Annotated in this window: 19 protein-coding genes and 1 pseudogene; 15 read left to right on the top strand and 5 right to left on the bottom strand. The window is 70.9% G+C overall.

The features are described from left to right. Positions 1-7 precede the first annotated feature (7 nt). Positions 8-961: a universal stress protein gene (locus JDY09_RS02155; protein WP_274717362.1), complete on the bottom strand. Its 954-nt coding sequence runs from the start codon at positions 959-961 to the stop codon at positions 8-10. A gap of 181 nt (positions 962-1,142) precedes the next feature. Here JDY09_RS02155 and JDY09_RS02160 point away from each other — a divergent pair, with 181 nt between their 5' ends. The 4 genes from JDY09_RS02160 to JDY09_RS02175 all read left to right on the top strand — a co-directional run bounded on the left by JDY09_RS02160 (position 1,143) and on the right by JDY09_RS02175 (position 8,375). Beyond that, positions 1,143-4,670 (top strand): hypothetical protein, encoded by a 3,528-nt coding sequence (locus JDY09_RS02160; RefSeq protein WP_274717363.1) that lies wholly within the window; start codon positions 1,143-1,145, stop codon positions 4,668-4,670. Positions 4,671-4,868: 198 nt separating this feature from the next. After that, positions 4,869-5,663, top strand: coding sequence for an electron transfer flavoprotein subunit beta/FixA family protein (locus JDY09_RS02165; protein WP_274717364.1), 795 nt, complete (start codon positions 4,869-4,871; stop codon positions 5,661-5,663). Next, entirely contained in the window at positions 5,660-6,643 is a 984-nt protein-coding gene (locus JDY09_RS02170; RefSeq protein WP_274717365.1) for an electron transfer flavoprotein subunit alpha/FixB family protein, read from the top strand. Before JDY09_RS02165 ends, JDY09_RS02170 begins: the two co-directional genes overlap by 4 nt. Before the next feature lie 4 nt (positions 6,644-6,647). Continuing rightward, positions 6,648-8,375, top strand: coding sequence for an electron transfer flavoprotein-ubiquinone oxidoreductase (locus tag JDY09_RS02175; RefSeq protein ID WP_274717366.1), 1,728 nt, complete (start codon positions 6,648-6,650; stop codon positions 8,373-8,375). 10 nt (positions 8,376-8,385) lie between these two features. Here JDY09_RS02175 and JDY09_RS02180 read toward each other — a convergent pair whose 3' ends face one another. Beyond that, a complete protein-coding gene (locus JDY09_RS02180) occupies positions 8,386-8,790 on the bottom strand; it encodes a CBS domain-containing protein (protein WP_274717367.1) in 405 nt (134 codons plus the stop codon). A gap of 106 nt (positions 8,791-8,896) precedes the next feature. Here JDY09_RS02180 and JDY09_RS02185 point away from each other — a divergent pair, with 106 nt between their 5' ends. From JDY09_RS02185 to JDY09_RS02195, 3 genes are all read left to right on the top strand, one after another. Next, positions 8,897-10,006, top strand: coding sequence for an NAD(P)H-dependent glycerol-3-phosphate dehydrogenase (locus JDY09_RS02185; RefSeq protein ID WP_274717981.1), 1,110 nt, complete (start codon positions 8,897-8,899; stop codon positions 10,004-10,006). 4 nt (positions 10,007-10,010) lie between these two features. Further along, a complete protein-coding gene (gene rpmE / locus JDY09_RS02190) occupies positions 10,011-10,235 on the top strand; it encodes a 50S ribosomal protein L31 (RefSeq protein WP_093115384.1) in 225 nt (74 codons plus the stop codon). A 141-nt stretch (positions 10,236-10,376) separates the two neighbouring features. Beyond that, positions 10,377-11,183 (top strand): CARDB domain-containing protein, encoded by an 807-nt coding sequence (locus JDY09_RS02195; protein WP_274717368.1) that lies wholly within the window; start codon positions 10,377-10,379, stop codon positions 11,181-11,183. Here the strand turns inward: JDY09_RS02195 and JDY09_RS02200 are convergent. Further along, entirely contained in the window at positions 11,173-11,883 is a 711-nt protein-coding gene (locus tag JDY09_RS02200; protein ID WP_274717369.1) for a metal-dependent transcriptional regulator, read from the bottom strand. The two genes, JDY09_RS02195 and JDY09_RS02200, sit on opposite strands and share 11 nt — an antisense overlap. A gap of 76 nt (positions 11,884-11,959) precedes the next feature. Between JDY09_RS02200 and JDY09_RS02205 the strand changes: the two genes are divergently transcribed. From JDY09_RS02205 to JDY09_RS09970, 6 genes and pseudogenes are all read left to right on the top strand, one after another. Further along, positions 11,960-13,042, top strand: a complete 1,083-nt coding sequence (locus JDY09_RS02205; RefSeq protein ID WP_274717370.1) for a DUF1385 domain-containing protein — start codon at positions 11,960-11,962, stop codon at positions 13,040-13,042. Positions 13,043-13,120: 78 nt separating this feature from the next. Beyond that, positions 13,121-14,173, top strand: coding sequence for a peptide chain release factor 1 (prfA, locus tag JDY09_RS02210; RefSeq protein WP_274717371.1), 1,053 nt, complete (start codon positions 13,121-13,123; stop codon positions 14,171-14,173). Further along, positions 14,170-15,084, top strand: coding sequence for a peptide chain release factor N(5)-glutamine methyltransferase (prmC, locus tag JDY09_RS02215; protein WP_274717372.1), 915 nt, complete (start codon positions 14,170-14,172; stop codon positions 15,082-15,084). The genes prfA and prmC overlap by 4 nt, the downstream gene beginning before the upstream one ends. Then, the gene (locus tag JDY09_RS02220) at positions 15,074-15,733 is read left to right on the top strand and encodes an L-threonylcarbamoyladenylate synthase (protein ID WP_274717373.1); all 660 of its coding nucleotides are present in this window, start codon (positions 15,074-15,076) and stop codon (positions 15,731-15,733) included. Before prmC ends, JDY09_RS02220 begins: the two co-directional genes overlap by 11 nt. Positions 15,734-15,776: 43 nt before the next feature. Then, a complete protein-coding gene (glyA, locus tag JDY09_RS02225) occupies positions 15,777-17,057 on the top strand; it encodes a serine hydroxymethyltransferase (RefSeq protein WP_274717374.1) in 1,281 nt (426 codons plus the stop codon). 210 nt (positions 17,058-17,267) lie between these two features. Next, positions 17,268-17,765 (top strand): annotated as a pseudogene (locus JDY09_RS09970) (MraY family glycosyltransferase); the annotation flags it as partial. Between the two features lie 367 nt (positions 17,766-18,132). Here JDY09_RS09970 and JDY09_RS09975 read toward each other — a convergent pair. Both JDY09_RS09975 and JDY09_RS02240 read right to left on the bottom strand, forming a co-directional pair. Further along, positions 18,133-19,194, bottom strand: a complete 1,062-nt coding sequence (locus JDY09_RS09975) for a radical SAM protein (RefSeq protein WP_274717375.1) — start codon at positions 19,192-19,194, stop codon at positions 18,133-18,135. Positions 19,195-19,300: 106 nt separating this feature from the next. Beyond that, complete coding sequence (locus tag JDY09_RS02240; RefSeq protein ID WP_274717376.1) at positions 19,301-19,720, bottom strand: secondary thiamine-phosphate synthase enzyme YjbQ; 420 nt, start codon at positions 19,718-19,720, stop codon at positions 19,301-19,303. Between the two features lie 228 nt (positions 19,721-19,948). On the opposite strand from JDY09_RS02240, the gene JDY09_RS02245 reads away from it, so the two are divergent. Both JDY09_RS02245 and JDY09_RS02250 read left to right on the top strand, forming a co-directional pair. Next, entirely contained in the window at positions 19,949-21,598 is a 1,650-nt protein-coding gene (locus JDY09_RS02245; RefSeq protein WP_274717377.1) for a bifunctional diguanylate cyclase/phosphohydrolase, read from the top strand. Then, complete coding sequence (locus tag JDY09_RS02250) at positions 21,595-22,764, top strand: GGDEF domain-containing protein (protein WP_274717378.1); 1,170 nt, start codon at positions 21,595-21,597, stop codon at positions 22,762-22,764. Before JDY09_RS02245 ends, JDY09_RS02250 begins: the two co-directional genes overlap by 4 nt. Positions 22,765-22,836 lie beyond the last annotated feature (72 nt).

Raw genomic sequence — 22,836 nt, forward strand, 5'->3', positions numbered from 1 at the left:
GGTGTCTCTAGCGCGGTGCGGGTACCACGAGCAAGGGGCGGTCGGTGGCGTGCAAGAGCTTGCGTGTCACCGAGCCGAACAGGAACTCGCCGATCCGCGAGTGACCGTGGCGACCGAGCGCGATCATGCCCGCGCTTCGCTCTTGGGCGGTCGCAACGAGCGCCTCCGGCACACTCGTCGTCGCACGCACGGCGAGCGGTTGTGCTTCCAGACCTTGTTCGCGTGCCCGCGCGGCCCCGACTTCGGCGCACTGTTGGGCACCGGCTCGCAGCGCCGAGTCCATCTGTTCGAAGTCCGTGGCCAGAAGCTCAGGACCGACACCGGCGATCCGCGTCGCGAGTTGGGCTGCATACTCGACCCAGACCGTCGCGACGGTCACGCGGCGTGAGCGCGCGAGTCCCGCCACCGCTTGCACGGCTCGCTCGGCGTGTTCGGAACCGTCGAACGCGATCAGCGTCTCCACGTCCTCTTGTTGTGTCTCGACGCCGTGGGGGTCAGGTGGCACAACGAGGACGGGCACCTTCGCGTGTCCGATCACACCGGCGGCGACGCTTCCGAGCAAGGCCGACGCGGCGCGACCGAGCCCGCGTGTGCCGATAACGATCGCCGCAGCGTGTTCCCGTTCGGCGAGCTCACAGAGCGTGGGCCAGCCCTTGGCGCTCCCGCGCACGGCCTCTCCCTCTGCTTCGAAGCCGCATCGACGGGCGAACTCCGCGCCCGCGTTCGCGAGCCGCTGCGATTCGCTTGCCTCGAGCGCCTGGAACTCGCTGCTCACCTCCGAGGCCGGCGCGAAATGCTGGGCTTGATGGCGCAGCAGCGCCTCGGCGATTGGTTCCCACACGAACACGACACGGGCCCGGCGCGGCGCGAGCAGCGTTGCAGCGCTCGCGATCGCGTGGCGAGCCGTCTCCGAACCGTCGTAGGCGAGGAGCAGCGTCTGGTCGGAGCGCGATGAGGTCATTTCGGGGTTGGTCCTCCTGCTCTCGTTGGTGGCCGGTCGCTCGAGCGGCGGCGGAGCGCGTCGCGCGGCGTCCACGCGGTGTCCGCGCGTGCAAGTTAGTCGGGTCGCAGTCGAACGCGCGAGATAGCCCGTTGACAACGGCCAGCGGCGCCCCTAGCGTCCGCGAAATGGGGCTGCTCCAGTGAGTCTCGGTGAGCGCTGTGTCGCGTTAGGCGCTGCGCTGGCCGTGGTGGCTGCTGCGGGGAGCGCCGCGAGCGCGACCGACGAGACGAAGCACGCCTACGCGACCGGGGCGAAACAGGTGCAGGCGGCTCGAGCGAAGCTCCCCGTCTACCGCACCCCCGGCTACAGGGGGTCGACCAAAGTGCCGCGCACCAGGCCGGCACCGCTGCCGCGCCCGGTGCAGCTCACCAGCAGCGGTCGCTACCCGGACGTCCTTGTCGACGACGCCGGCACCGCGCACATCGTCTGGACAGAAGACGACGGCGCCCAGGCCGACTCCGTGCACTACTGCCGCCTCAAACGCGCCGCTACCACCTGCGACTCGAAGCTCACGCTAGTTCCGAACAAGGCCTACGAGCCCGGTGACGACCCCGAGTTCAACGTCAGTCAGAACGGTGCCCGCATCCTGCGCCTTGGCCAGCAACTCGTGATCATCGACTTCCGCTACCCGACCACCTACCCGAAGCCCGACGGTTCGGACCCCTCGCGGACCGTGCTGATGTGGGTCAGCTACGACGGCGGCCAGAGTTTCAGCGGGCCGGCGATCGTCGGCAACCAGGAGATCAGCGGTGGTGCGCTCGTGTTCGGTCCCGAGAACGATCCGACGATCCTCACCACCACCGACACCGTCACCGGCGGCACCTTCGTGCAGGCGATCCAGCCGGGACAGTTCACGAGCGCGAGCGGCAACCTCGGCAGCGGCGGTCCCGACCGCGCCTACTCCGGCAGCCTCGCCGTCGACGGCGGTGTTCCAGTGGCGGCGTTCGCCGATCTAAACAACACCACGTACGTGCGTCGCTGGTCGGGCAACGGCTCGCCCGCCGACCCCGCGACCTGGGGCCCGCCGCTGACGGTCGCAGGCGACGAGCCGCAGCTGGCTGGCGGACCCAACGGGTTGTTCCTCCTCAACCGGCCGCAGCCGGGAGCGCCGTACGCTGTGCGCAGGATCGCGGGCGGTCAGGTCGGACGCTCGGTCGCGGTTTCGCCCGCCAACGCCAGCCTGCGCTCCTTCTACGCGAGCCCCTCGGGCCGCCTGTTCGCCGCTTGGCAAGAGGGCGCCGGCGGAACGGGCGCCAAGGTCCAGTTGCGCAGCTCGGCCGACGGGCGCTCGTGGGGCGACCCGCAACCGCTCGTCACCGGGAGCGCCAACGGTCAGATCCGGATCGGCGCGGCCGCCGATGGGGGCGGCTTCGCTGTCCTCAACCACACCGGCGGGATCAACCAGTACGGGACCCTGTACGCGCTCGGTTTCGGCCCCCGGAACCCCACCGGCAAGCGCGGCTTGGCTGGTCTGCCCGGCGGCGGCACCGACGCTGTCACCAGCTGCCAGACAATCCGTTTCGGTCTCGCGCGGTTCGACACCAAGTTCGGGTGCTTTCTGGCCGGCAGCGGCGCGGCGCGGGGAAGCGTCGTGACCAGCGGCGAGCTCGACTTGAACGGGCTCCGCGTCGTGCCGGAAGCAGGCACGAAGATCGTGATCGATCCCCGGGCCCGCACCATCGACACGGCGCCCGCGACGGGCGCGGTGCGCGTGCTGCTGGAGCACGGCTCGACGTCGATCACGCTCTGGCGCGGCGCGATCCACGCCAAGCTGCCCAGCGCAGGACCGGGCAGCACGCTTTTCAGTTTCGACACCGGTGCGTTCGGCGTCGACGTGCTGGGCTTCGCCGCACGGGGGCGCATCGACGTGCTGCTTGCCCAAGACAGCGTGCGCGTTCCGGTGTCGCTGCAGCTGCCGAAGATCTTCGGCGACGTGCGCGGCGCGGCCCAGCTTGTCGGCGAGCGCGGCCGCGGGTTGCGCCTCGACTCGCTGGCGATCAACGTCGGCAACGCCTTCCTCGGTCCGCTGCTCATCAAGAGGATCGACATCGAGTACGCGGGCAGCCAGGAGTTGTGGCGCGGTGCTGCGACGGTGCAGTTCCCGCCCCCCGCGCTCGGCGGCAGCCTCGGCGGCGACGTCGAGTTCCAGGGCGGGGCTTACAAGCGGGGAGGCTTCGCCTACGAACCGCCGCCTCCCGGCATCGTGATCGGCCCGTTCGTCTATCTCAACCGCATCGGCGGCCGTCTCGACCTCGACCCCACACATATCCAGGCGAGCGCGCGCGTGGGCGCCGGCACGCCAGCGGTGGGCGGGGTGTCGCCGATAAACGTCGTCGGTACGTTCGACATGACCTTCCCCTCGCCGCCGCGGCCCGTCACCTTCGAGATGAACGGCCGTGTCACGTTCTTCATATTCGAGATTGGGCGCGGTTTTCTGCGCTTCACGGGCGACGGCACAGCGGCCTTCGGCGGGCACGTCGGGCTCGATCTCGGCCCTCTCCGGGTGCGGGCCGACGCCGACGGCTTCGTCGACGCGCGCCGCGGCGAGTTCGGCGCTTCGCTGAGCGGCGAGACGTGCATCGCCTTGAAGCTGTCGACGCCGGTCGGCACGTTCGACGCCGGGTGCGTTGGCGTCGGCACCGACGCAGCGATCTCCACGGCCGGTTTCGCCGCCTGCGCGGGGGTGAACGTACCGCCGCCGTTCAGCACCTTCACCGGCAAGCGCGTCACCGGGGGTATCGAGGTGCCGGCTCGCGACCTCGAGCCGGCGCTGCTCGCCAATCCGGCCACGACGAGCGCGCTTTTGCTCGCCCATCTGCGGTTCCCCTGCAACACCGGCCCGTACCGAAAGCCGCCGCCTGCTGCTGTCTCGAAGGCGGCCGCGCCGGGGTCCGTGGCGGTCCGGATTGGCCGCGCTCTTCCCAGCGCGACACTCGCTGTGGTCGGCCAGGGCGGCGCGCCCCGGGTGAGCGTCACCGGACCGGGCGGCAAGGCGGTGGGTTTCAGCGTCAATGCGGCCGCCGTGCCGGCGACGTACGTGGTGATCCCGAAGCCGGCCGCGGGCGCCTACACCGTCACGCCCCAACCGGGGTCGCCGGCGATCGCGGAGGTGTCGGTCGGCGCCGGGTACCGGCCGGCGCAGGTGCGCGCGCCGCTCGGCCGCCGGGGCGGCAAGCGCACGATCGCCTACCGCGTCGCCAATGCCGGCAGCGGCCAAGAGATCGTTTTCCTCGAGCGCGGGGCGTTCGGTAGTCGGATCATCGCTCGCACGCGCAAGTCGCGGGGCACGATCCGCTTCACTCCCTTCGAAGCGCGCGGGACCAGGCGCACTGTGGTGGCGCAGGTACGGCGCGAGGGACTCGTGCACGACGAGCGGGTAGTGGGCAGCTTCCGCGCGCCGCGCCCCGCGCGCCCCAGCCGGGTGCCGCACCTGCGCATCAAGCGCCGCGGCAGAACGCTCACGGTGACGTTCGGACGCGCCCGCGGAGCTGTGCAGTACCTGGTCTGGATCCGCGGGAGCCATGGGCGCCGCGAGCTCAAGGTGCTCTCGGCGCGGCAGCGGCGGGTGCGCACACGCATCCTCGCTCCCGGCGACCGCCTCACCGTTCGGGTCGCCGCGCGCTCGCGGCTGGGGTTGATCGGGCCGGCGGCTAGCGTGCGCCGCTGAGCGGCTGCTCGCCCACCCCTGCCGGGGCGCCCGCCGACGGTCGCGACCCCGCCCTGCGAGCGTGGTGGAAAAGCCGCGCCCGAGACCGAGCTGGGGGGCGACTGACTCGTCAGTCAAGAGCGCGGTAAGATTCCGCGCGCTCACTGCGCCGCCGCAACACGAACCTGATTTGCGACAGCGACCCGAAGGAGATCGCCCGTGAAGATCTGCGTCCTCGTCAAGGAGGTACCCGACGCGGCGGTCGAGAAGCGCATCGACCCGCAAACCAAGCGCCTCGACCGCTCCGGCGAGACCCAGCTCAACCCCTTCGACACCCACGCGATCGAGGCTGCGATGCAGCTGCGCGAGGGTGGCAAGGTCCAGGTCGACGAGATCGTCGCCGTGACGATGGGCCCGGAGGGCGCCTTCCGCACGCTCCACAAGGCCGTCTCGCTCGGTGCCGATCGCTCGATCCACCTCACCGATCCGGCGCTCGCCGGTTCCGACGTCTGCGCAACCGGCTACGCGCTAGCGAAGGTGCTCGAGCGCGAGCAGCCCGATCTCGTGCTGCTCGGGCAGCAGTCCGACGACGGCGAGTGCTACACGGTCGGCGCGGTCGTTGCCGAGCACCTGAAGATGCCGTCGCTCACCCAGGTGATCGCGATCGAGGTGCAGGACGGCAAGTTGATCTGCGAGCGCCAGGCCGAGTACGGCTACGACACGGTCGAGGTCGAGCTGCCGGCGGTGATCTCGGTTGGCGACGCGATCAACGAGCCGCGCTACCCGTCGCTCAAGGCGATCATGGGTGCCAAGAAGAAGCCGCTCGAGAAGCTCTCGGCGGCCGACGCCGGCATCGACCCTGAATACGTCGGGGAGAAGGGCTCGCGCACCGAGGTCCTCGCGATCAACCCGCCGCCCCAGAAGGAGGCCGGCGAGATCATCGAGGACGAGGACACCGACGAGACCGTCCAAAAGATCATCGCCTGGCTCGAGGAAAGGAAGCTGTTGGCATGAGCGGGATCCTCACCTACGCACTCCACTACCAGGGCGCCTTCAACAAGAACTCGCTCGGAGCGGTCTCGGAGGGCGCGAAGCTCGCCGCCGAGCTTGGCGGTGAGGCGGCCGCGGTGGTCGTCGGCGGCGACGACCTCACCGACGAGCTCTGCGCTTCGCTCGGCCGCTACGGCGCTAAGAAGGTCTACCGCGTACGCGGCCCCGAGGGGCTTGCCCAGCCGGTGGTCGACGCGATGGCCAAGGTGATCACCGAGCAGGGCTACGACTACGCCCTCTTCGGTGGCGGTCTGCTCGGTTTCGAGGTCGGTGCCGGGCTGTCGGCGCGTCTGCGCGCCGGCGTCGTGATGGAGGTCACCGAGGTCAAGGTGCAGGATGGTCGCCTGATCGCCACCCGTCCTGTGCTCCAGGACTCGGCGCTCGTCGACTCCGGTTACGTCGGGTCGCCGGGCATCGTGATCGGGCGTCTGAATGCCTTCGACGCCGTCGAGCGTGACGGCGGCCCGGCCGAGGTGATCGACGTCGACGTCCAGTTCGAGGCGCACTCGCAGAAGGCGCGCATGGTGAAGCGCGGCGAGCAGCGCGGTGCCGACGTCAACATCGAGGACGCCGAGATCATCGTCGCCGGCGGCCGCGGCCTCGGCGAGGCCGAGAAGTTCCGCATGCTCGAGGAGCTGGCCGAGCTGATGGGCGGAGCCGTTGCCGCGACGCGTGCGGTGGTCGACGCGGGCTGGTACCCGTACGCCGCCCAGATCGGTCAGACCGGCAAGACGGTGGCGCCGAAGCTCTACCTGGCGGCGGGTATCTCCGGCGCGATCCAGCACAAGGTCGGCATGCAGAACTCCGAGAACATCGTCGCGATCAACAAGGACCCCAACGCGCCGATCTTCGAGTTCTGCGACCTCGGTGTCGTCGGCGACCTGCACAAGATCGTGCCCAAGCTGATCGAGGCGGTGCGGGCACGCAAGAACGGCGGGGCGTAGCGTCATGGCTAGCGCGCCGGCAGAGTTCCCTCCCAAGGTCGACCCGGCGAAGGAGTTCGTCGGGCCGCCGACCGACTCTCCCGACGAGCGGATCGAGGTCGGGGTCGCGATCGTCGGCGGCGGTCCCGCCGGGCTCTCGTGCGCGATCCGACTCGGCCAGCTGCTCGCCGAGGACGAGAAGCTGCTGGAGTCGCTCGGCGAGGTGCCGATCGCGATCATCGAGAAGGGCAAGACCTGCGGTTCGCACCTGCTCTCCGGCGCGATGATGCGTCCCACGGCGATGCGGCGTCTGTTCCCCGACCTGCCCGAGTCGGAGTGGCCGACCTACGGGCCTGTCGACAAGGACGCCGTCTACCTGCTCACGCCGAAGCGGGCGCTGCCGCTGAAGCCAACGCCGCCGCCGTTCCGCAACCACGGTAACCACGTCACCTCGGTTGCTCAGCTCGGCCGCTGGTTGGCGGAGAAGGCGGAAGAGCTCGGCGCCTACATCCTCCCCGAGACAGCTGCCGTCAAGCTGCTCGTCGAGGATGGCCAAGTTGTCGGTGTGCGCACCGGCGACAAGGGGCGTGATCGCGAGGGCAAGGAGCTCAGCAACTTCGAGCCGGGTTCCGACGTCGTCGCCAAAGCCACGGTGCTCTGCGAGGGCACGCAAGGCCACTTGGCGGGCGCGGCGATCCGTTACTTCGGGCTTGGCTCCGACGACCCCCAGCAGTGGGAGCTCGGCGTCAAGGAGGTGTGGGAGGTCAAGCAGCCGCTCGACCGCGTCATCCACACCATGGGCTGGCCGCTCCGCTACCGGGCGAAGTTCGGCGAGTTCGGCGGCTCGTTCATCTACCCGATGGGCGAGGACAAGGTGTCGCTGGGCTTCGTGGCCGGTCTCGACTACAAGGACGCCACCTTCTCGGTGCACGACACGCTCCAGCTGCTCAAGACCCACCCGCTCGTGCGCGGCATCATCGAGGGCGGCAAGCGCATCGCCTGGGGTGCCAAGACGATCCCGTCGGGCGGCTACTGGGCGATGCCCAAGCGGCTGTGGGCGCCCGGCATGTGCATCACCGGTGACTCGGCCGGAATGGTCAACGTTCCGCGCCTCAAAGGCATCCACTACGCGATGCTCTCGGGCATCCTCGCTGCCGAGGCGATCTACGAAGCGCTCAAGCAGAGCGGGTCGGCGCGCGACCTCTCGGGGTACGAGCGGCGCGTGCGCGAGTCCGAGATCGAGAAGGACCTCTACGAGGTGCGCAACATGCGCCAGCCCTTCACCAAAGGGTTCTTCATCGGCGGCGCGATCTCAAACGCGATGCTCATCACCAAGGGCCGGATCCCCGGCGGTCACTGGGAGACCCACGACGACGCCACCGTCCCGGTCTTCATCGGCGATCGCGACAAGGTCTACCCGAAGCCCGACAACCAACTCACCTTCAACAAGCTGGACTCGGTCTTCCTCTCGGGCAACGCGACCCGCGACGACGCACCGAACCACATCCGCATCGCCAACCCGGTGCCGCTCGAGGTGGCGCTGATGTGGCAGAACATGTGCCCGGCGCAGGTCTACGAGGTGCCCGAGGAGGAGCTCGAGGCGGCACGCGTCGACGGCAAGCTCGACGGCAAGAAGCTCGTGAACGTCAAGGTGACGCCGTCGAACTGCGTGCAGTGCGGCGCGATCACCGCCAAGGGCGGACGCCTCACACCGCCCGAGGGCGGCGACGGGCCGAACTACCAGGTCACCTGATCAGGCCGCGCTAGATCCGGCTCTGGAAGCTCGGCGCGGGCATCCCGGCCTCGCCGAGTCGGTTCCAGTCGACGTCGAGGTGCACCATTCCCTCGACCACGCCGTCGCGCACCACCGGCAGATGGTGGATCTGGTACTGCGCCATCAACTCGGACGCGTCGGTGAGGAGCGCGTCGGGCGGTGCCGCTATCGGCTGCTCGCTCATCCAGCGTGCGACGGGCTCCGCGGTCGGCGACGGACTGGCGGCCACCGCCCGCGTGACGTCCCAGTCGGTGAGGATCCCCACGAGCCGCCCCTCGGCACACACCGGAAGCGCCTTGACGTCGCCGGCGACCATCTTGCGAGCGGCCTCGCCGATGGTGTCGTCGGGAGCTGCGCTGGGCAGCTCACGTGTCATCAGGTCTCGCAGTCGCATGCCGTACCTCCCTCCGTTGTGGCCAGCAGCTCGCGGCTGTCTCTCGAGCTGCTTTTACCCGCCGCGCGCGAAGCTCACGCCGCGGTTCGATCGGTAGCCTCGCGCCATTCGTCTACGCGGTGACAACTTCCGGCGTGCGGCGGTCGTCGGGGCCGGCTCGTTCGGCACCGCCGTGGCGGTCCTGTTGGCCCGTGCCGGGCTGCGCGCCACGCTCGTGGCGCGCAGCTTCGCGCAGGCCGCCGAGCTTAAGGAGAAGCGCGAGAACAGCCGCTACCTGCCTGGCGTGGCGCTGCCCCAGGGCGTGCGCGTGGCCGCTTTGGAGGGCGGTTGGCAGGAGGCTCTCGCCCGCTCCGACCTGGTCTTTCTCGCCGTGCCGTCGCGCGCCGTCGGCGAGGTCGCACGCGCGCTCGCAGGCAGCGAGGTGCCCGGCCATGCGGGTGTGGTCTCGCTCGTCAAAGGGCTCGTGCCGCCCGACGGCACGCCACCCACCAGTGTGCTCGCCGAGCACTTCGGCCGCGACCGCATCGCCTGTGTCGGCGGTCCGGCCCACGCGCGCGAGATGGTCGAAGCGGGCGCCGGGCTTGTCTGCGCGGCGTGGTCGGCTTCGCTCGCCCACTCGGTGGCGGCGGTCTTCCAGGCTGCCGGTGTCGTTTGCGAGGTCTCGGCCGACCCGGCGGGGGTCGAGCTCGCCGGCGTCGCCAAAAACGCCGCTGCGGTCGCCGTCGGCGCGACACGCGAGCAGGGTTTGAACGCCGCCGGGATGGCTGCCGCCGACATCTTCCGCGAGGTGCTCGCCCTCGCCGAGCGCCGCGGTGCCGATGCGCGCACCTTCGTCGGTCGCGCCGGCACCGGCGATCTCGTCGCCACGGCGCTCGCACCGAGCTCGCGCAACCGCACCGCCGGCGAGCTGCTCGCCCGTGGCGTGCCGGCGAGCGAGATACCCGAGCGGGTGGGGCAGGCGGTCGAGGCGCTCGACACGGTTCGCCTGCTCGCGCGGGCGATCGAGCGCGAGGGACTCGAGGCCCCCGTCACATCGGCGCTCGCGCGCTTGATCGAAGGCACGTTGCCGCTCGACCGCTGGGTGGCGCTTGTACGCGCCCAACAGCAGCCGCCGGCGAGCTTCCGTCGGCCTCGTTCTTGGTTGCTGCGGCTGCGCTATCTCGCGCGGCGGATGCGCGCCGTGCGGCGGGAGCGTCCGGCGCGGTACACTCGCTGACGCAATGAAGGCGGGGATCCACCCGGAGTACGGCCCGGCGCACGTCCGTTGCACGTGTGGCAACGAGTTCTGGACGCGCTCAACGAAGAGCGAGATCCACGTCGAGATCTGCTCGAACTGCCATCCCTTCTACACGGGCAAGCAGAAGCTCGTCGACACGGGTGGCCGTGTCGAGCGGTTCCGGCGCAAGGTCGCGCGCAGCCGCGCCGCCCAAGCGAAGTCGCGCTGAGCGGCGTACCCATGCCGGTGTTGCGCCGGGTGGGCGCGGCGCGCGGTGCCGGCAGGGATGTCGGTAAGGCTGGCCGTCCCTAGTTGCGCGGCGCGGGCGACCAGCGCAACTGCGCGGCGCTGCCGTTGTTCTTTTAGGCGCATGGAAGCGCAGCTAAACCGTGGCGGCCGGCTCGTCGGAGCGCTGGCGGCCCTGGGCGTCGTCGTTGGGTCGGCTGTGAGTTTCGCGGACGCCGGCGCCGCGGACGCGGAGCAACGCGGCGCCCGCGCAGAGTCGTCGGTCGCGGTCCTCGCTCCCGACGACGCGCGCGCGACGGTCGCGCTGCGCGAGTGCTTGCCGCGCAAACGCGCGGCGACGTTCGAGGTGCGGGCGCAGCGGCTCGCGGGAAGCGTGCGCGTCGGCGTGCGCGTGGCGCTGCTCGAGCGCCGCGACGGCAAACCGTGGCGAGCGGTAGGTGTGCGGCCGGCGCGCTGGCTGTGGTCGACGCCTGGGGCGAGCGCTTTAGTCGTCGACCGCAAGTACAGGCGCCTTCGCCCCGGGCGCAAATACCGGGTGCGGGTCGACGTCGTCTGGCGCGACCGTCGCGGGGACCCACTCGCGAGCGCGAAGCGGCTCTCGCCGGTGTGCAGGGTGCCACCCGCGCTGCCCAACCTGCGCCCCGTGTCCCTGGCTATCCGGCGTGGTGGGCTCTACACGGTGGTCGTGAGGAACGCGGGGAGTGCTCCATCGGCCCCGACCACTGCGACGATCGTCGCCGGACCGTGGCAAGGAACGGTCGCGGTACCGGCACTGCGACCAGGGGCGGTCTACGAGCTCGCGACGTTCGGGCCGCCGTGCCCGGCGGGCAGCGTCGTCACTGCCACCGTCGACCCCGGGCGTGTCGTGCGTGAGCTGAACGAGGGCGACAACACGCTCGCGAAGGTGTGTCCGCCGCCCGTCAGTCGCTGACTTCGTTTTGCGACTGAGCGTCCGCGCGGTGCAACAGCACGCGCATCGAGCGCGCCAGATCGCCGCCGAGAGCGTGGACGGTCGATCCGAAGCGCACGAACAGCGGTCCGCCGAACGGCTGGCGGTCGACGACCTCGAACTCGTCGCCGGGCTTGATCCCCCGCTCGGCGAGGTAGCGGAGCATCGCCGGGTCGGAATCGGAGATGCGCACGAACCGTCCCCGCGCACCCGGTTCGAGGCGCTCAAGACTGAGCGTCGGCGGCTCGTCGATGTGGCCGTCGGGCGTGGGGATCGGGTCGCCGTGCGGATCGTGCGTGGGGTGGCCGAGCTTGCGCGCGATTGCCTCCTCGAGCTCGTCCGAGAGGACGTGCTCGAGCACCTCAGCTTCGGCGTGCACCTTGTCCCACGGGATACCCAGCTTCTCGACCAAATAGAGCTCGAGGAGGCGGTGGTGGCGCAGCACCTCGAGTGCCAGGCGCTCGCCCTCGGCGGTCAGTTGCACCCCCCGGTAGCGCTCGTGGCGCGCGAGACCCTGCTCGGCGAGGCGTCGGACCATCGCCGACGCCGAACCCGGCGTGACGCCCATCCGCTCGGCGAGCGCGGTCGTAGTCACCGTGCCGTCTTCGGCACGCGACTGCAGCACGTAGATCGACTTGACGTAGTCCTCGACCGCTGCGCTGGCTTCGTCCCACTTCGCCATGCAGGGCTAATGATGCACCGTCGCCGAGCAGGGGGCGAGCGGGCTCTACGATGGTCGGAGAGCAAGCGAGGCGAGCGTGAACGAGCGGGCGGCAGCGATCGACGGGACGGGGAAGTCGGCTAGCGACGAGGGGGTGGCTCGTGCGTGCCCGCCCGGCGGCGAAGCATCGGGCGACGCGCCCGTCGGCGGTCAGGCGGTGCTCGAGGGCGTGATGATGCGCGGCGTCAACCACTGGGCGGTGGCCGTTCGTCTGGCTGACCCCCAGCGTCCCGACAGCGCCGACAGCGGACCGATCGAGGTGTGGTGCTACGAGCTCGAACACCCGGCGGCTCGGCGTCGCTGGTTGCGCTTGCCGGTGGTGCGCGGGGTCGTGGCGCTCGTCCAGTCGCTGTCGCTCGGACTCCGCGCGCTCGGGATCTCGGCCGAGGCGCAGGCCGCCGTCGCGGACGGCCGCACGCCGCCGTCGTCCGACGGAGCAGGCGACGGCCAGCGGGCTATCTCCAGGGGGGCGTGGGCTGCGACCGTCGCCTTCTCGCTCGCGCTCGCCGTCGGCCTCTTCTTTCTTCTGCCGGCGACGCTGACGAAGGCGCTCGGCGGCGGGCTCGGCAGCGGCCTTGCGTTCGTCGTGGTCGAAAAGCTCGTGCGCGTTGCGATCCTCGTCGCCTACCTGTGGGCGATATCGCTGCTTCCCGACCTGCAACGCGTCTTCGCTTACCACGGCGCCGAGCACAAGGTGATCGCCTGCTACGAAGCCGGCTGTCCGCTCGAGCCGGCGACAGCGCGCCGCTTCTCGCGACTCCACCCGCGCTGCGGCACGAGCTTCCTGTTGCTGGTCGTGATCGTGGCGATCGTGGTCTTCGCTCCGCTCGGCAACCTCGACTGGCACTGGTTGCTCGCTTCGCGGATCGTCGGTATTCCGCTGGTGGCGGGACTGGCGTTCGAGGCGATCCGCTGGATGGGGCGCAACCGCCACCGGCCGCTCGCCCGCGTTCTGATGTGGCCTGGCCTGCAGCTGCAGCGCCTTACGACCCGGGAACCCGACGACCACCAGCTCGAGGTGGCGATCGCAGCGCTCGGCGCCGTGCTAGCGCGCGAGAACCCGCGCCGCGCCGCGGCGCGGATGCGCGCGGGCGCCGTCGGTATCGAGGTCGCTGCGTAGCCGCCGCGGATCCGGCAGCTGAAAGGAGCGGTGACCGGCACGCGGCGCGGAGCGCCGCGGCGCCTAAGCTGAGCGCCGATGATCGAGCAGCTCGTCGAACAGATCGAGCGCCGCTACGCCGAGCTCGAAGGACAGCTCGCCGACCCCGAGGTGCTCGCCGATAGCCGCCGCTACGCCGAGGTGGCGCGCTCGTGGCGGGCGCTCGAGGAAGCGCACCGGCTCGCGCAGGCGTGGTTGCGTGCGCGCTCCGACCTCGAGGGGGCACGCGAGATGCTCGGCGAGGGAGACGATCCCGAACTCCGTGCACTCGCCGAGCAGGCCGAGGCGGAGATGGCCGAACTCGCCGACCAGATCCGCCTGGCGGCGGTGGAGCCCGATCCCGACGACAGCAAGGACGCGATCGTCGAGATCAGACCGGGAGCCGGCGGCGAAGAAGCTGGCCTGTTCGCCGGCGACCTCTACCGCATGCTTGCTCGCTACGCCGAGCGGCGCGGTTTCCGCGTCGAGCCGCTCGAAGCCGGCGACGGGCACTACACCTTCGCGATCAAGGGCGAGGGCGCCTACGGCGTGTTCAAGCACGAGGCCGGCACCCATCGCGTCCAGCGTGTGCCGGTTACCGAGTCGCAGGGGCGGATCCACACCTCGACCGCCACCGTCGCCGTCCTCCCCGAAGCCGAGGAGGTCGAGGTCGAGATCGACCCGAACGACCTTCAAATCGATGTTTTCCGCGCCTCTGGCCCGGGCGGTCAACACGTCAACACCACCGACTCGGCGGTGCGGATCACGCACAAGCCCACCGGCATCGTCGTCTCGATGCAAGACGAGAAGTCGCAGCTACAGAACCGCGAAAAGGCGCTGCGCGTACTGCGCGCACGGCTGCTCGAGCGCGAACGACGCCTGCAGCAGGAGCGCCTCGCGGCCGAGCGGCGCGCGCAGATCGGGAGCGGCGAGCGCTCCGAGAAGATCCGCACCTACAACTTCCCGCAGGACCGCGTCACCGACCACCGCATCAAACTCACCCGCAACGATCTGGCGCGGGTGCTCGACGGCGAGCTCGAGGAGTTCACCGCCGCGCTCGAGGCCGCCGAGAAGCAGCGCAAGCTGGCAGCTGGCGAGCTTGTCGTCAAGTGAGCGCGCTGGGGCAGGCGACAGGTCGGCGCGCGCGCCGCCGGGCGCTAGCGACAGCCGGCGAGCTGGTGGCCACGGGCACAGCGCTTCTTGCCGGCGTCGGGTGCGACACGCCGCGTCTCGACGCCGAGCTGCTCGTCGCCGCCGCCGCCGGCCTCGACCGAATGGCTGTCGTAGCCGACCCACGGCGTCCCCTGCCGACAGCGATCGCCGAACGTGCCTGGACGCTGCTCGCGCGGCGCGCGCGGCGCGAACCGCTCGCCTACATCCTCGGACGCAAGGCGTTCCGCCGCCTCGAGCTGGCGGTCGACCGTCGGGTGCTGATTCCGCGGCCGGAGAGCGAGTTGCTCGTCGACGTCGCCGTGGCCGAGCCGGCGGGTGCCCACGTTCACGAGGTCGGCTGCGGTTCCGGCGCGATCGCGCTAGCGATCGCCAGCGAACGGCCCGATCTGCGTGTGACGGCCTCCGACGTCTCGGCGGCAGCGCTAGCGGTGGCGCGCGCGAACGCCGAGCGTCTCGACATCGCCGTCGAGCTCTGGCAGGCCGATCTCCTTCCCCGGCAGCTCGAAGGCGGCTGCGATCTCGTGGTGGCCAACCTGCCGTACGTGAGCGAGAGCGAATGGGAGCGACTCGCGCCGGAGATCCGCTGCTACGAGCCGCGCACAGCGCTCGTGGCCGGGCCGCGCGGGAGCGAGCTGATCGAACGGTTGCTGACTCGCTGCCCGCCCGGGCAGCGCGTAGCGCTCGAACATGCACCGTGGCAGGCCGCGGCCGTGCGCTCCTGGCTCGAGGGGGCACACACGCTGCGCGACCTAGTCGGTCACGAGCGAGTCACCGTCGGCCGCGTGCCGCAGCGGCCGACTTCAGACCTGCAGCGACAGTGCGACGGTGGGGCCCTGAGCTGTGAGCACTAGCGAGGCGAACGAGAGGCGAGGGCGGCGGCTCGCGCTCGACGCCGCCGCGGTTCGCGAGTTCGAACGCACGATCGCGGGCGGCGGCGTGGCGGTGTTCCCGGCCGACACCGTCTACGGGCTCGCCTGCTCGCCCACCGACCGGGCGGCTGTCGAGCGGCTTTACGAGATCAAGGGGCGTCCCCCTGCCAAACCGTCGGCGGTGATGTTCTTCGATCGCGACCGGGCGCTCGCCGAGCTCGACTTTCTCGGCGAGCGCACACGGCGCGCCTGCGAACGGCTGCTTCCCGGTGGGGTGACGCTGCTCGTGCCCAACCCGCGACGACTGTGGCCGCTCGCCTGCGGTCCGCAACCAGAGGTGCTCGGCGTGCGCGTGCCCTGCCTCGAGGGCACGCTCGCGCCGCTCGCTGGCGCGCGCGTCGCGGTGTTGCAGTCGAGCGCCAACCTGTCGGGCGCGAGCGACGTTCGCTCGCTAGACGCGCTCGAACCGGCGATCGCCGCGAGCGTCGACCTGCTGCTCGACGGTGGCGAGCTGCCGGGCACGCCGTCGACCGTCATCGATCTGACCGACTACGAGCGCACCGGCGCGTGGCGGATAGTGCGCGAGGGGGCGGTCGACGCCGCCCGCGTCGCCGAGCTCCTCGGCCGTTGAGCGCGCAGCTCCAGGGGCGGACGGCGGTGGTACCGTGCCGTTGATGGGCGACGTTCCGAACGACTTCTTCCACCGCTCGCTGGAGGAGGTGGATCCCGAGCTGGCCGCCGCGGTCGCCGCCGAGCAGCGCCGCCAGGAGGCGACGCTCGAGATGATCGCCTCCGAGAACTTCGTGCCGCGCGCCGTGCTCGAGTGCCAGGGGTCGGTGCTCACCAACAAGTACGCCGAGGGCTACCCAGGGCGCCGCTACTACGGGGGCTGCGAGCACGTCGACGTCGCCGAGCAGCTTGCGATCGACCGCGCCAAGGAGCTGTTCGGGGCCGAGCACGCCAACGTCCAGCCGCACGCCGGAGCGCAGGCCAACACCGCCGTGTACATGGCCCTGCTCGAACCCGGCGACACGATCCTCGGGATGAAACTCGACCACGGCGGCCATCTCACGCACGGCATGCGCCTCAACTTCTCGGGTCGCTACTTCGATGTCGTCGCCTACGGCGTGCGCGAAAGCGACTCCCGCATCGACATGGACGAGGTCGCGCGCTTGGCGCGAGAACACCGGCCGAAGCTGATCGTCGCCGGATGGTCGGCCTACCCGCGGCAGCTCGACTTCGCCGCTTTCCGCGCGATCGCCGACGAGGTCGGCGCCTACCTGATGGTCGATATGGCCCACTTCGCCGGGCTCGTCGCCGCCGGCGAGCACCCGAACCCGGTTCCCTACGCTGATGTCGTTACCACAACCACCCACAAGACGCTCGGCGGTGCGCGCGGCGGGATGATCCTGTGCCGCGGGGAGCTGGCGAAGAAGATCGACTCCGCGGTCTTCCCGGGCAACCAAGGCGGACCGCTGATGCACGTCATCGCCGCCAAGGCCGTGACCCTCAGGATCGCTCAGAGCGAGCAGTTCCGCGAGCGCCAGCGGCGCACCCGCGCCGGGGCGGCGATCCTTGCCGAAGAGTTGCTTACCGCCGGGCTCGACGTGCTCACCGGCGGCACCGACGTGCACCTGGTGCTGGTCGACCTGCGCCGTTCGGAGCTCGACGGCAAGCAGGCCGAGGACCGTCTCCACCGCATCGGAATCACCGTCAACCGCAACACCGTGCCGTTCGATCCGCGCCCGCCGATGGTCTCCTCCGGTGTGCGCATCGGAACACCGGCCCTGGCGACGCGCGGCTTCGGTCCCGACGAGTTCCGCGAGGTGGGTCGCATCATCGCCAGCGCCCTCAGCGACCGTTTCGACGAGGCACGCGAACAGGAGCTCGCCCAGCGCGTGCGTCAGCTCGCCGAGCGCTTCCCGCTCTACGCTGCCGCTACAGCTGCGGCTTAGCGGCGCGCGCCGACAGCACGGCTAGCCTGCAGCGGCGTGGGTGTGCGCGACGCGATTGGGGCATTCGCGGTCGCGACGGTCGTGTCCTGGCTCGCGACGCCGGTGAGCGCCCTGCTCGCGCGACGCGTCGGCGTGATCCACGTGCCGCGCGAGCGCGACCTTCACGAGCGCCCGACTCCGGGGCTCGGGGGTCTGGCGATCCTCGCTGCGGTGCTCGTCGCCACGGCTGTTTTCTTGCCGCTGCGGGGGGAATACCTGGGGATCCTCGCCGGTGCCGTGGCGATCACCCTGCTCGGTGCGGTCGACGATCGCGTCGATCTGCACCCGGCGGCGAAGCTCGCCGGCCAGACAGCCGCCGCGACGCTGCCGGTCGCGGCGGGCGTGTACGTCGACCACGTGACGCTGCCGTTCCTGGGCGCGTTCGACCTCGGACCGGCCGGTCCGCCGCTGACGGTGATCGGCGTTGTCGCGGTCGTGAACGCCGTCAACTGGACCGACGGGGTGGACGGGCTCGCCGCCGGCGTGTGTCTGATCGCTGCCCTGACCTTCGCCGTGCTCGCCCTGTCGCTCGACCGCGACGCCGCCGGTGTTCTCGCTGCACTGACGGCCGGTGCGGCGGCGGGCTTTCTCTGGCACAACTTCCACCCGGCGTCGGTGTTCATGGGCGACGCCGGTTCGAACCTGCTTGGTTTGCTGCTGGCCTGTGTCGCCATCCAGGGGGTGCTCAAGACAGCGGCGGTGGTGGCGCTCTTTTTCCCGCTGATGGTGCTCGCCGTTCCCGCTGCCGACGCCACGTTCGTGATCGCCAAGCGCATCAAGTACCGGCGGCCGGTGTACTCCGCCGACCGCTGGCACTTCCACCACCGCTTCGCGAACATCGGTTTCTCGCAGCGACGGACAGTGCTCTACCTGTACGGGTGGTCGCTGTCGCTCGCAGCGCTTGCGCTCGCCTTGCGCTTCGTGCCCTACTCGGACGAGGCGGGCCGCCTCCACCCGGGCTGGTCGGCGGTGCTCGGAGTTTTCGCGCTCGTGGCGCTGGTGGCGAGCGTCTATGTCGTCTACGTCCTCGAGATCCTCAAGTTCCGTCGTTGGCGCGAGCGACAGCTGCGCCGTCAGGTCGAGACAGGGGAGATCCCGCCGCTGTCGGCCGACCAGATCGAGCGCGAGATCGCTCGCGAGATCGAGACGGGCGAGTTCGAGGCGGTGGGCGGAAACGGTCGCGGCTAGCGGCGAGCGCGCGCAGCAACCGCTCCCGCTCGTTGCGCGGCAGGTAGGCGCCGCGCGCGTACAGCTGGGTGTAGCGAGCGACGAGCTCGGGTCGCTGTTCGCCGAGCCAGGCGAAGAAGAGGTCGCGCAGCTCGCCGCGAAGGTGGAGCGGAATGCCAACTACGCGCGTCGCACCAGCCTCGCGGGCCGCTTCGACGACGGCCTCGATCTGGCGGGGTGCGTCGTTGATGCCGGGCATCAGCGGCGCGACCATGACGGTGGTCGGGATGCCGTTGCGCGCCAGTTCGGCTACCGCCTCGAGGCGGGCGCGGGGGTGGGGAGTGTGCGGCTCGGTTGCCCGCCAGGCGCGCTCGTCGACGGTTGGGATCGAAAGTCCAGCCTCGAACCCGGGACCGGCCGCGAGCTCCCGGAAGAAGCGCAGGTCGCGAAGCAGCAGCGGCGACTTCGTTAGCAGGGAGGCAGGTGTGGCGGAGTCGCGCAGCGCTTCCCAGATTCCCGGCAGGAGGCGGTAGCGCGCCTCGGCCCACTGGTAGGGGTCGGTGTTGGTGCCGAGCGCCACCGGTTCGCGGCACCAGTCGGCCCGCAACAGCTCGGCGCGTGCGAGCTCGGGGGCGTTGACCTTGACGACGATGCGACGCTCGAAGTCGCGGCCCGGGTCGAGGTCGAGGTAGCGGTGCGAAGGCCGGGCGAAGCAGTAGACGCAAGCGTGAGTGCAGCCGCGGTACGGGTTGATCGTCCAGCGAAACGGAAGCCGCGAACGCGTCGGCACGCGATTGAGCAGCGAGCGCGCCCGCACCTCGAGAAAGCGCACGTCGGCGGCCGCCGGCGGATCGAAGTGGCGAAAGTCGGCGGCGCTCTCGAGGCCGGGTAGGGCCGGTTGGCGGTCGGTGGTCAGCGTGCGCCAGCGCACGAACAGATGTTCGCATCGCTGTCGGACGGCGCCGCCGCGACGTCCGTGCGTTCCACGGCCCGCCGTCTGCGCCAAGCCCTCGCCGCGCGCACGCAGCGCGAGGCGTTCACTCGCCGAACACGGTCACCACCACCGTGCGCGTGCCGCCGTGGTCGCGGTGCTCGCACAGATAGATCCCTTGCCAGGTGCCCAAAAGCGGCTCGCCGTCGGCGACCGGGAACGACACCGAGCTGCCGAGCAGGCTCGCCTTTATGTGCGCCGGCATGTCGTCGGGGCCTTCGAGGGTGTGCGAGAAGTAGGCGGCACCGTCGGGGACGGCGCGGTCGAACCAGCTCGCGAAGTCGCGCCTTACGTCGGGACTGGCGTTCTCGTTGAGCGTCAGCGCAGCCGAGGTGTGGCGGATGAAGATGTGCACGATTCCGACCCGCAGCTGGCGGATCTCCGGCACCGCGGCGAGCACCTCGTCGGTGACGAGATGGAAGCCGCGCGGGCGCGGTCGCAACCGCAGTGTGCGCTGGAGCCACATGGCTGCGAACTTAGCCGGCTAGCGAGGGCGTCGCCGTAGCCGGCTGGCGGTGGCGTCACCGGGGGGTGTGGCCGCGAACAGCCTGCGGCTTTATCGTGGAGGGGGCACCTGTCCCCTGGCACGCGGCCGCCGCGATCGCTCGGCGCGGGCGCTCACGGCGTTCGTGCGCCGAGAGTCGTGCCCCCGTCGCGCCTCGTGAGCGCGGGGTGGGCGGGCTCCTACGTTGCCATGAACGCAGCTACTCCTTCGACGATCGCGCGACCGACCAACTGGCGGGACGTCTTCAGCAGCGGGCCGATAGCGCCGCTGCCAGCGCTCGCGCTCGTCGGCGCCGTCGTGGCGTGGGTTGGCGCGCTAGTCGGCGCGATCGTGGTGCTGTTGCCCGGTGCGCCGCTCGCGCGCCCGGAGCTGGTGTTCGCGGCGGCCGCGGGCGCCGCGGTGCTGGGCGCGGCGTTGGCGCTGGCGCGCGCCCGTGCGGGACAGGCTGGGCTGCACGCTGCCGTGTTCGTGGGCACGTTGCTCGGCACGTTGGGCGTGCTCGGCTGGGGCAGCGAGCATGCCTTCGGCCCGCTCGGCTACGCGTGGGTGGTCGTAGCGGCGTTTGTCTTCTTCCCCGCCTGGCAGTCGCTGCTCCACGTCGCGAGCGTAGCGGTGGTCTACGCGCTGGCGATGGTGTTCGACCGCGGCGGCGTCGCCTGGAACGCTTGGTTTGCGACCGTCACCGCCCTTGCCGGGGCCGGTGCGATCGTCACCCTCGCGCGCATCCGTGCGAGCGCGCTTCTGCAGCAGCTCGAGGAGGCCGCGGGCCGCGATCCGCTCACGGGGCTGGCCAACCGCCGCTCGCTCCAAGATGCGTTCGACATCGAGCTCGAGCGGGCCCGGCGCACTGGCCGTCCGCTCGCCGTCCTGCTCGTCGACATCGACCACTTCAAACGCGTCAACGATCGCTGCGGCCACCGGTGCGGCGACGAGGTTCTGCGCACGCTCGCGCGTGTGCTGCAAGCTTCGAAGCGCGGCTTCGACCTGGCGGCAAGGCACGGCGGCGAGGAGTTCGTTCTGCTCGCACCGGACTGCGACGAGCACGGCGCTTACATGCTCGCCGAGCGCCTACGTACCGCGGTCGAGCGAGCGTTCGCCGACCACCAGGCGGGGCCGGTTACCGTGAGCATTGGCGCGGCCGTGCATCCCGTTCACGGTCAGACGCTCGAGGCGCTTCTGCACGCGGCCGACGAAGCTATGTACGCAGCCAAGAAGCTCGGCCGCAACCGCACCGTGATCTCGAGTGCCGAGATCGAACGCGCCGCCGAGCTCGACGTGACCGGCGGCGGGCGCGTCGAGCTGGCCGCGCTTGTCGACCTCGCCGAGGCGGTCGATATGGCGACGATCGGCAACACCAGCCACTGCCGGCGGGTGGCGCGCTTCGCCGAGCTCGCGGCGCGTGAGCTAGGTCTTCCCGCTCACCGCGTCGAACAGGTTCGTCTCGCCGCGCTCCTCCACGACGTCGGCACGATCGCGATTCCCGACGAGATCGAGCGCAAGAAGGGGCCGCTCACCTACGAGGAGTGGGAGTTCGTGCGTGCGCATCCGGTCGTCGGGTCGCGCATGCTCGAGGTCACCGAGCACCGCGAGCTCAGCCGTTGGGTACGCGCGCACCACGAGCACCTCGACGGGAGCGGCTATCCCGACGGACTGAGCGGCGCCGACGTTCCGCTCGAGGCGCGCATCATCGCCGTCGCCGAGGCGTACGAGGCTATGACCAGCGACCGTCCCTATCGGCCGCGGCTCACTCACCGCGAGGCTGTCGCAGAGCTGCGCTCCGCGGCGGGCCAGCGCTTCGACACCGAGGTGGTCGAGGCGCTGGTGAGGGCGCTCGGGTGAGTCCGCGCCGCCGCGCGCTGGCCGTGCGCGACCGCTTGCGGAGGGGGCGCAGAGCGCTCGATCCGCGCGCGTCGTCGCCGGCGGATCCGCCGCCGTTGCCGCGGCCGGCGGATCCGCTCGTTCAGCTACGGCCCGCGGGCCCGCTCGCCAGCGCTGGCGGTTTGCGCACACTATCCCTGGCGTTCGGTTGCGGCGGTCTTCTCGGTGTCGCGTCGCTGCTTGTCCCGCGCGCCCCCTCGTCGCGTGCACACGTGCTGCTCCCGCTGGCACTGGTCGCGCTGGCCCTCGGTCTCTACCTGTGGCTGCTGGCGCGGCGACCGCGCCCGCAATGGGTGACAGTCGCCGCGCTCGTGTCGGGCTGCGCACTGGTCGCAGCGGCGGTCGCGAACGACAGCGGGGCAAGCGCCTACGCGCTCTTCTTCGTCTGGCTGGTGATAGAGGCCGCGCTGCTGCTGCCGCCCACGGCCGCATTCGCGTATTTCACCCTGACGGCCGCTGCGTACGCGCTCGCTCTGGCCCTCGCACCGCACACGGGTAGCGAGGCGCAGCGCTGGCTTTTGACCGTCGGCACGAGCGGGGTCGCCGGCTTCGTGGTGGGCCATTTGCGCGAGCGCACGCTGGCCGCGACAGCGCACCTGTCCGCCGCTGCCAACACCGACGCCCTTACCGGGCTGCTCAACCGCCGGGGCTTCGACGGTGTGCTCGAGCGCGAGCTCGAGCGCGCGCAGCGCAGTGGTCGTCCCTTGAGCATTGCGCTCGGCGACGTAGATGGCTTGAAGGCAATCAACGATAGCCTCGGCCACCATGTCGGCGACCGCGCGATCGTCGCCGTCGCACGTCTACTCGCTGCCGCGACACGCACGATCGACGTCTCGGCACGCTTCGGCGGCGACGAGTTCGCGCTCGTTCTGCCCGAGGCCGACGCCGACGGCGCGCGGGCGCTCGCCGAGCGCGTGCGCAAGGAGGTAGCCGGCTCGTCCCTCGTGCCCGCGGGGGTGACGATCAGTTTCGGGGTGGCCGAGGCGAGCGCCGGGCGGGCCACCGCCGAGGCGCTGCTGCGCGCCGCAGACGGAGCGCTCTACGGCGCGAAGGCGGCGGGCGGCGACAGGACCGCCGTCGCCGACCCCCCAGCCGGCGACGGGTCCGCGCCACCTGTTACAAAGTAGTCACAAAGTCGCGAAGTTCGGTAGCGTTCCGAACGCAAGCGAAGCGCCCGAGCGCGCGCACTCACCAGGCCA

Origin of the sequence: Thermoleophilum album (genome assembly GCF_028867705.1) — a bacterium.
Taxonomy (GTDB): domain Bacteria; phylum Actinomycetota; class Thermoleophilia; order Solirubrobacterales; family Thermoleophilaceae; genus Thermoleophilum.

Excerpts from the sequence above, each read along its gene's own strand:
- JDY09_RS02175 (WP_274717366.1), top strand. The coding sequence starts at position 6,648 with ATGGCTAGCGCGCCGGCAGAGTTCCCTCCCAAGGTCGACCCGGCGAAG.
- glyA (WP_274717374.1), top strand. The coding sequence starts at position 15,777 with ATGGGCGACGTTCCGAACGACTTCTTCCACCGCTCGCTGGAGGAGGTG.
- rpmE (WP_093115384.1), top strand. The coding sequence starts at position 10,011 with ATGAAGGCGGGGATCCACCCGGAGTACGGCCCGGCGCACGTCCGTTGC.
- JDY09_RS02245 (WP_274717377.1), top strand. The coding sequence starts at position 19,949 with ATGAACGCAGCTACTCCTTCGACGATCGCGCGACCGACCAACTGGCGG.
- prfA (WP_274717371.1), top strand. The coding sequence starts at position 13,121 with ATGATCGAGCAGCTCGTCGAACAGATCGAGCGCCGCTACGCCGAGCTC.
- JDY09_RS02240 (WP_274717376.1), bottom strand. The coding sequence starts at position 19,720 with ATGTGGCTCCAGCGCACACTGCGGTTGCGACCGCGCCCGCGCGGCTTC.
- JDY09_RS02200 (WP_274717369.1), bottom strand. The coding sequence starts at position 11,883 with ATGGCGAAGTGGGACGAAGCCAGCGCAGCGGTCGAGGACTACGTCAAG.
- JDY09_RS02155 (WP_274717362.1), bottom strand. The coding sequence starts at position 961 with ATGACCTCATCGCGCTCCGACCAGACGCTGCTCCTCGCCTACGACGGT.
- JDY09_RS02170 (WP_274717365.1), top strand. The coding sequence starts at position 5,660 with ATGAGCGGGATCCTCACCTACGCACTCCACTACCAGGGCGCCTTCAAC.
- JDY09_RS02195 (WP_274717368.1), top strand. The coding sequence starts at position 10,377 with ATGGAAGCGCAGCTAAACCGTGGCGGCCGGCTCGTCGGAGCGCTGGCG.
- JDY09_RS02180 (WP_274717367.1), bottom strand. The coding sequence starts at position 8,790 with ATGCGACTGCGAGACCTGATGACACGTGAGCTGCCCAGCGCAGCTCCC.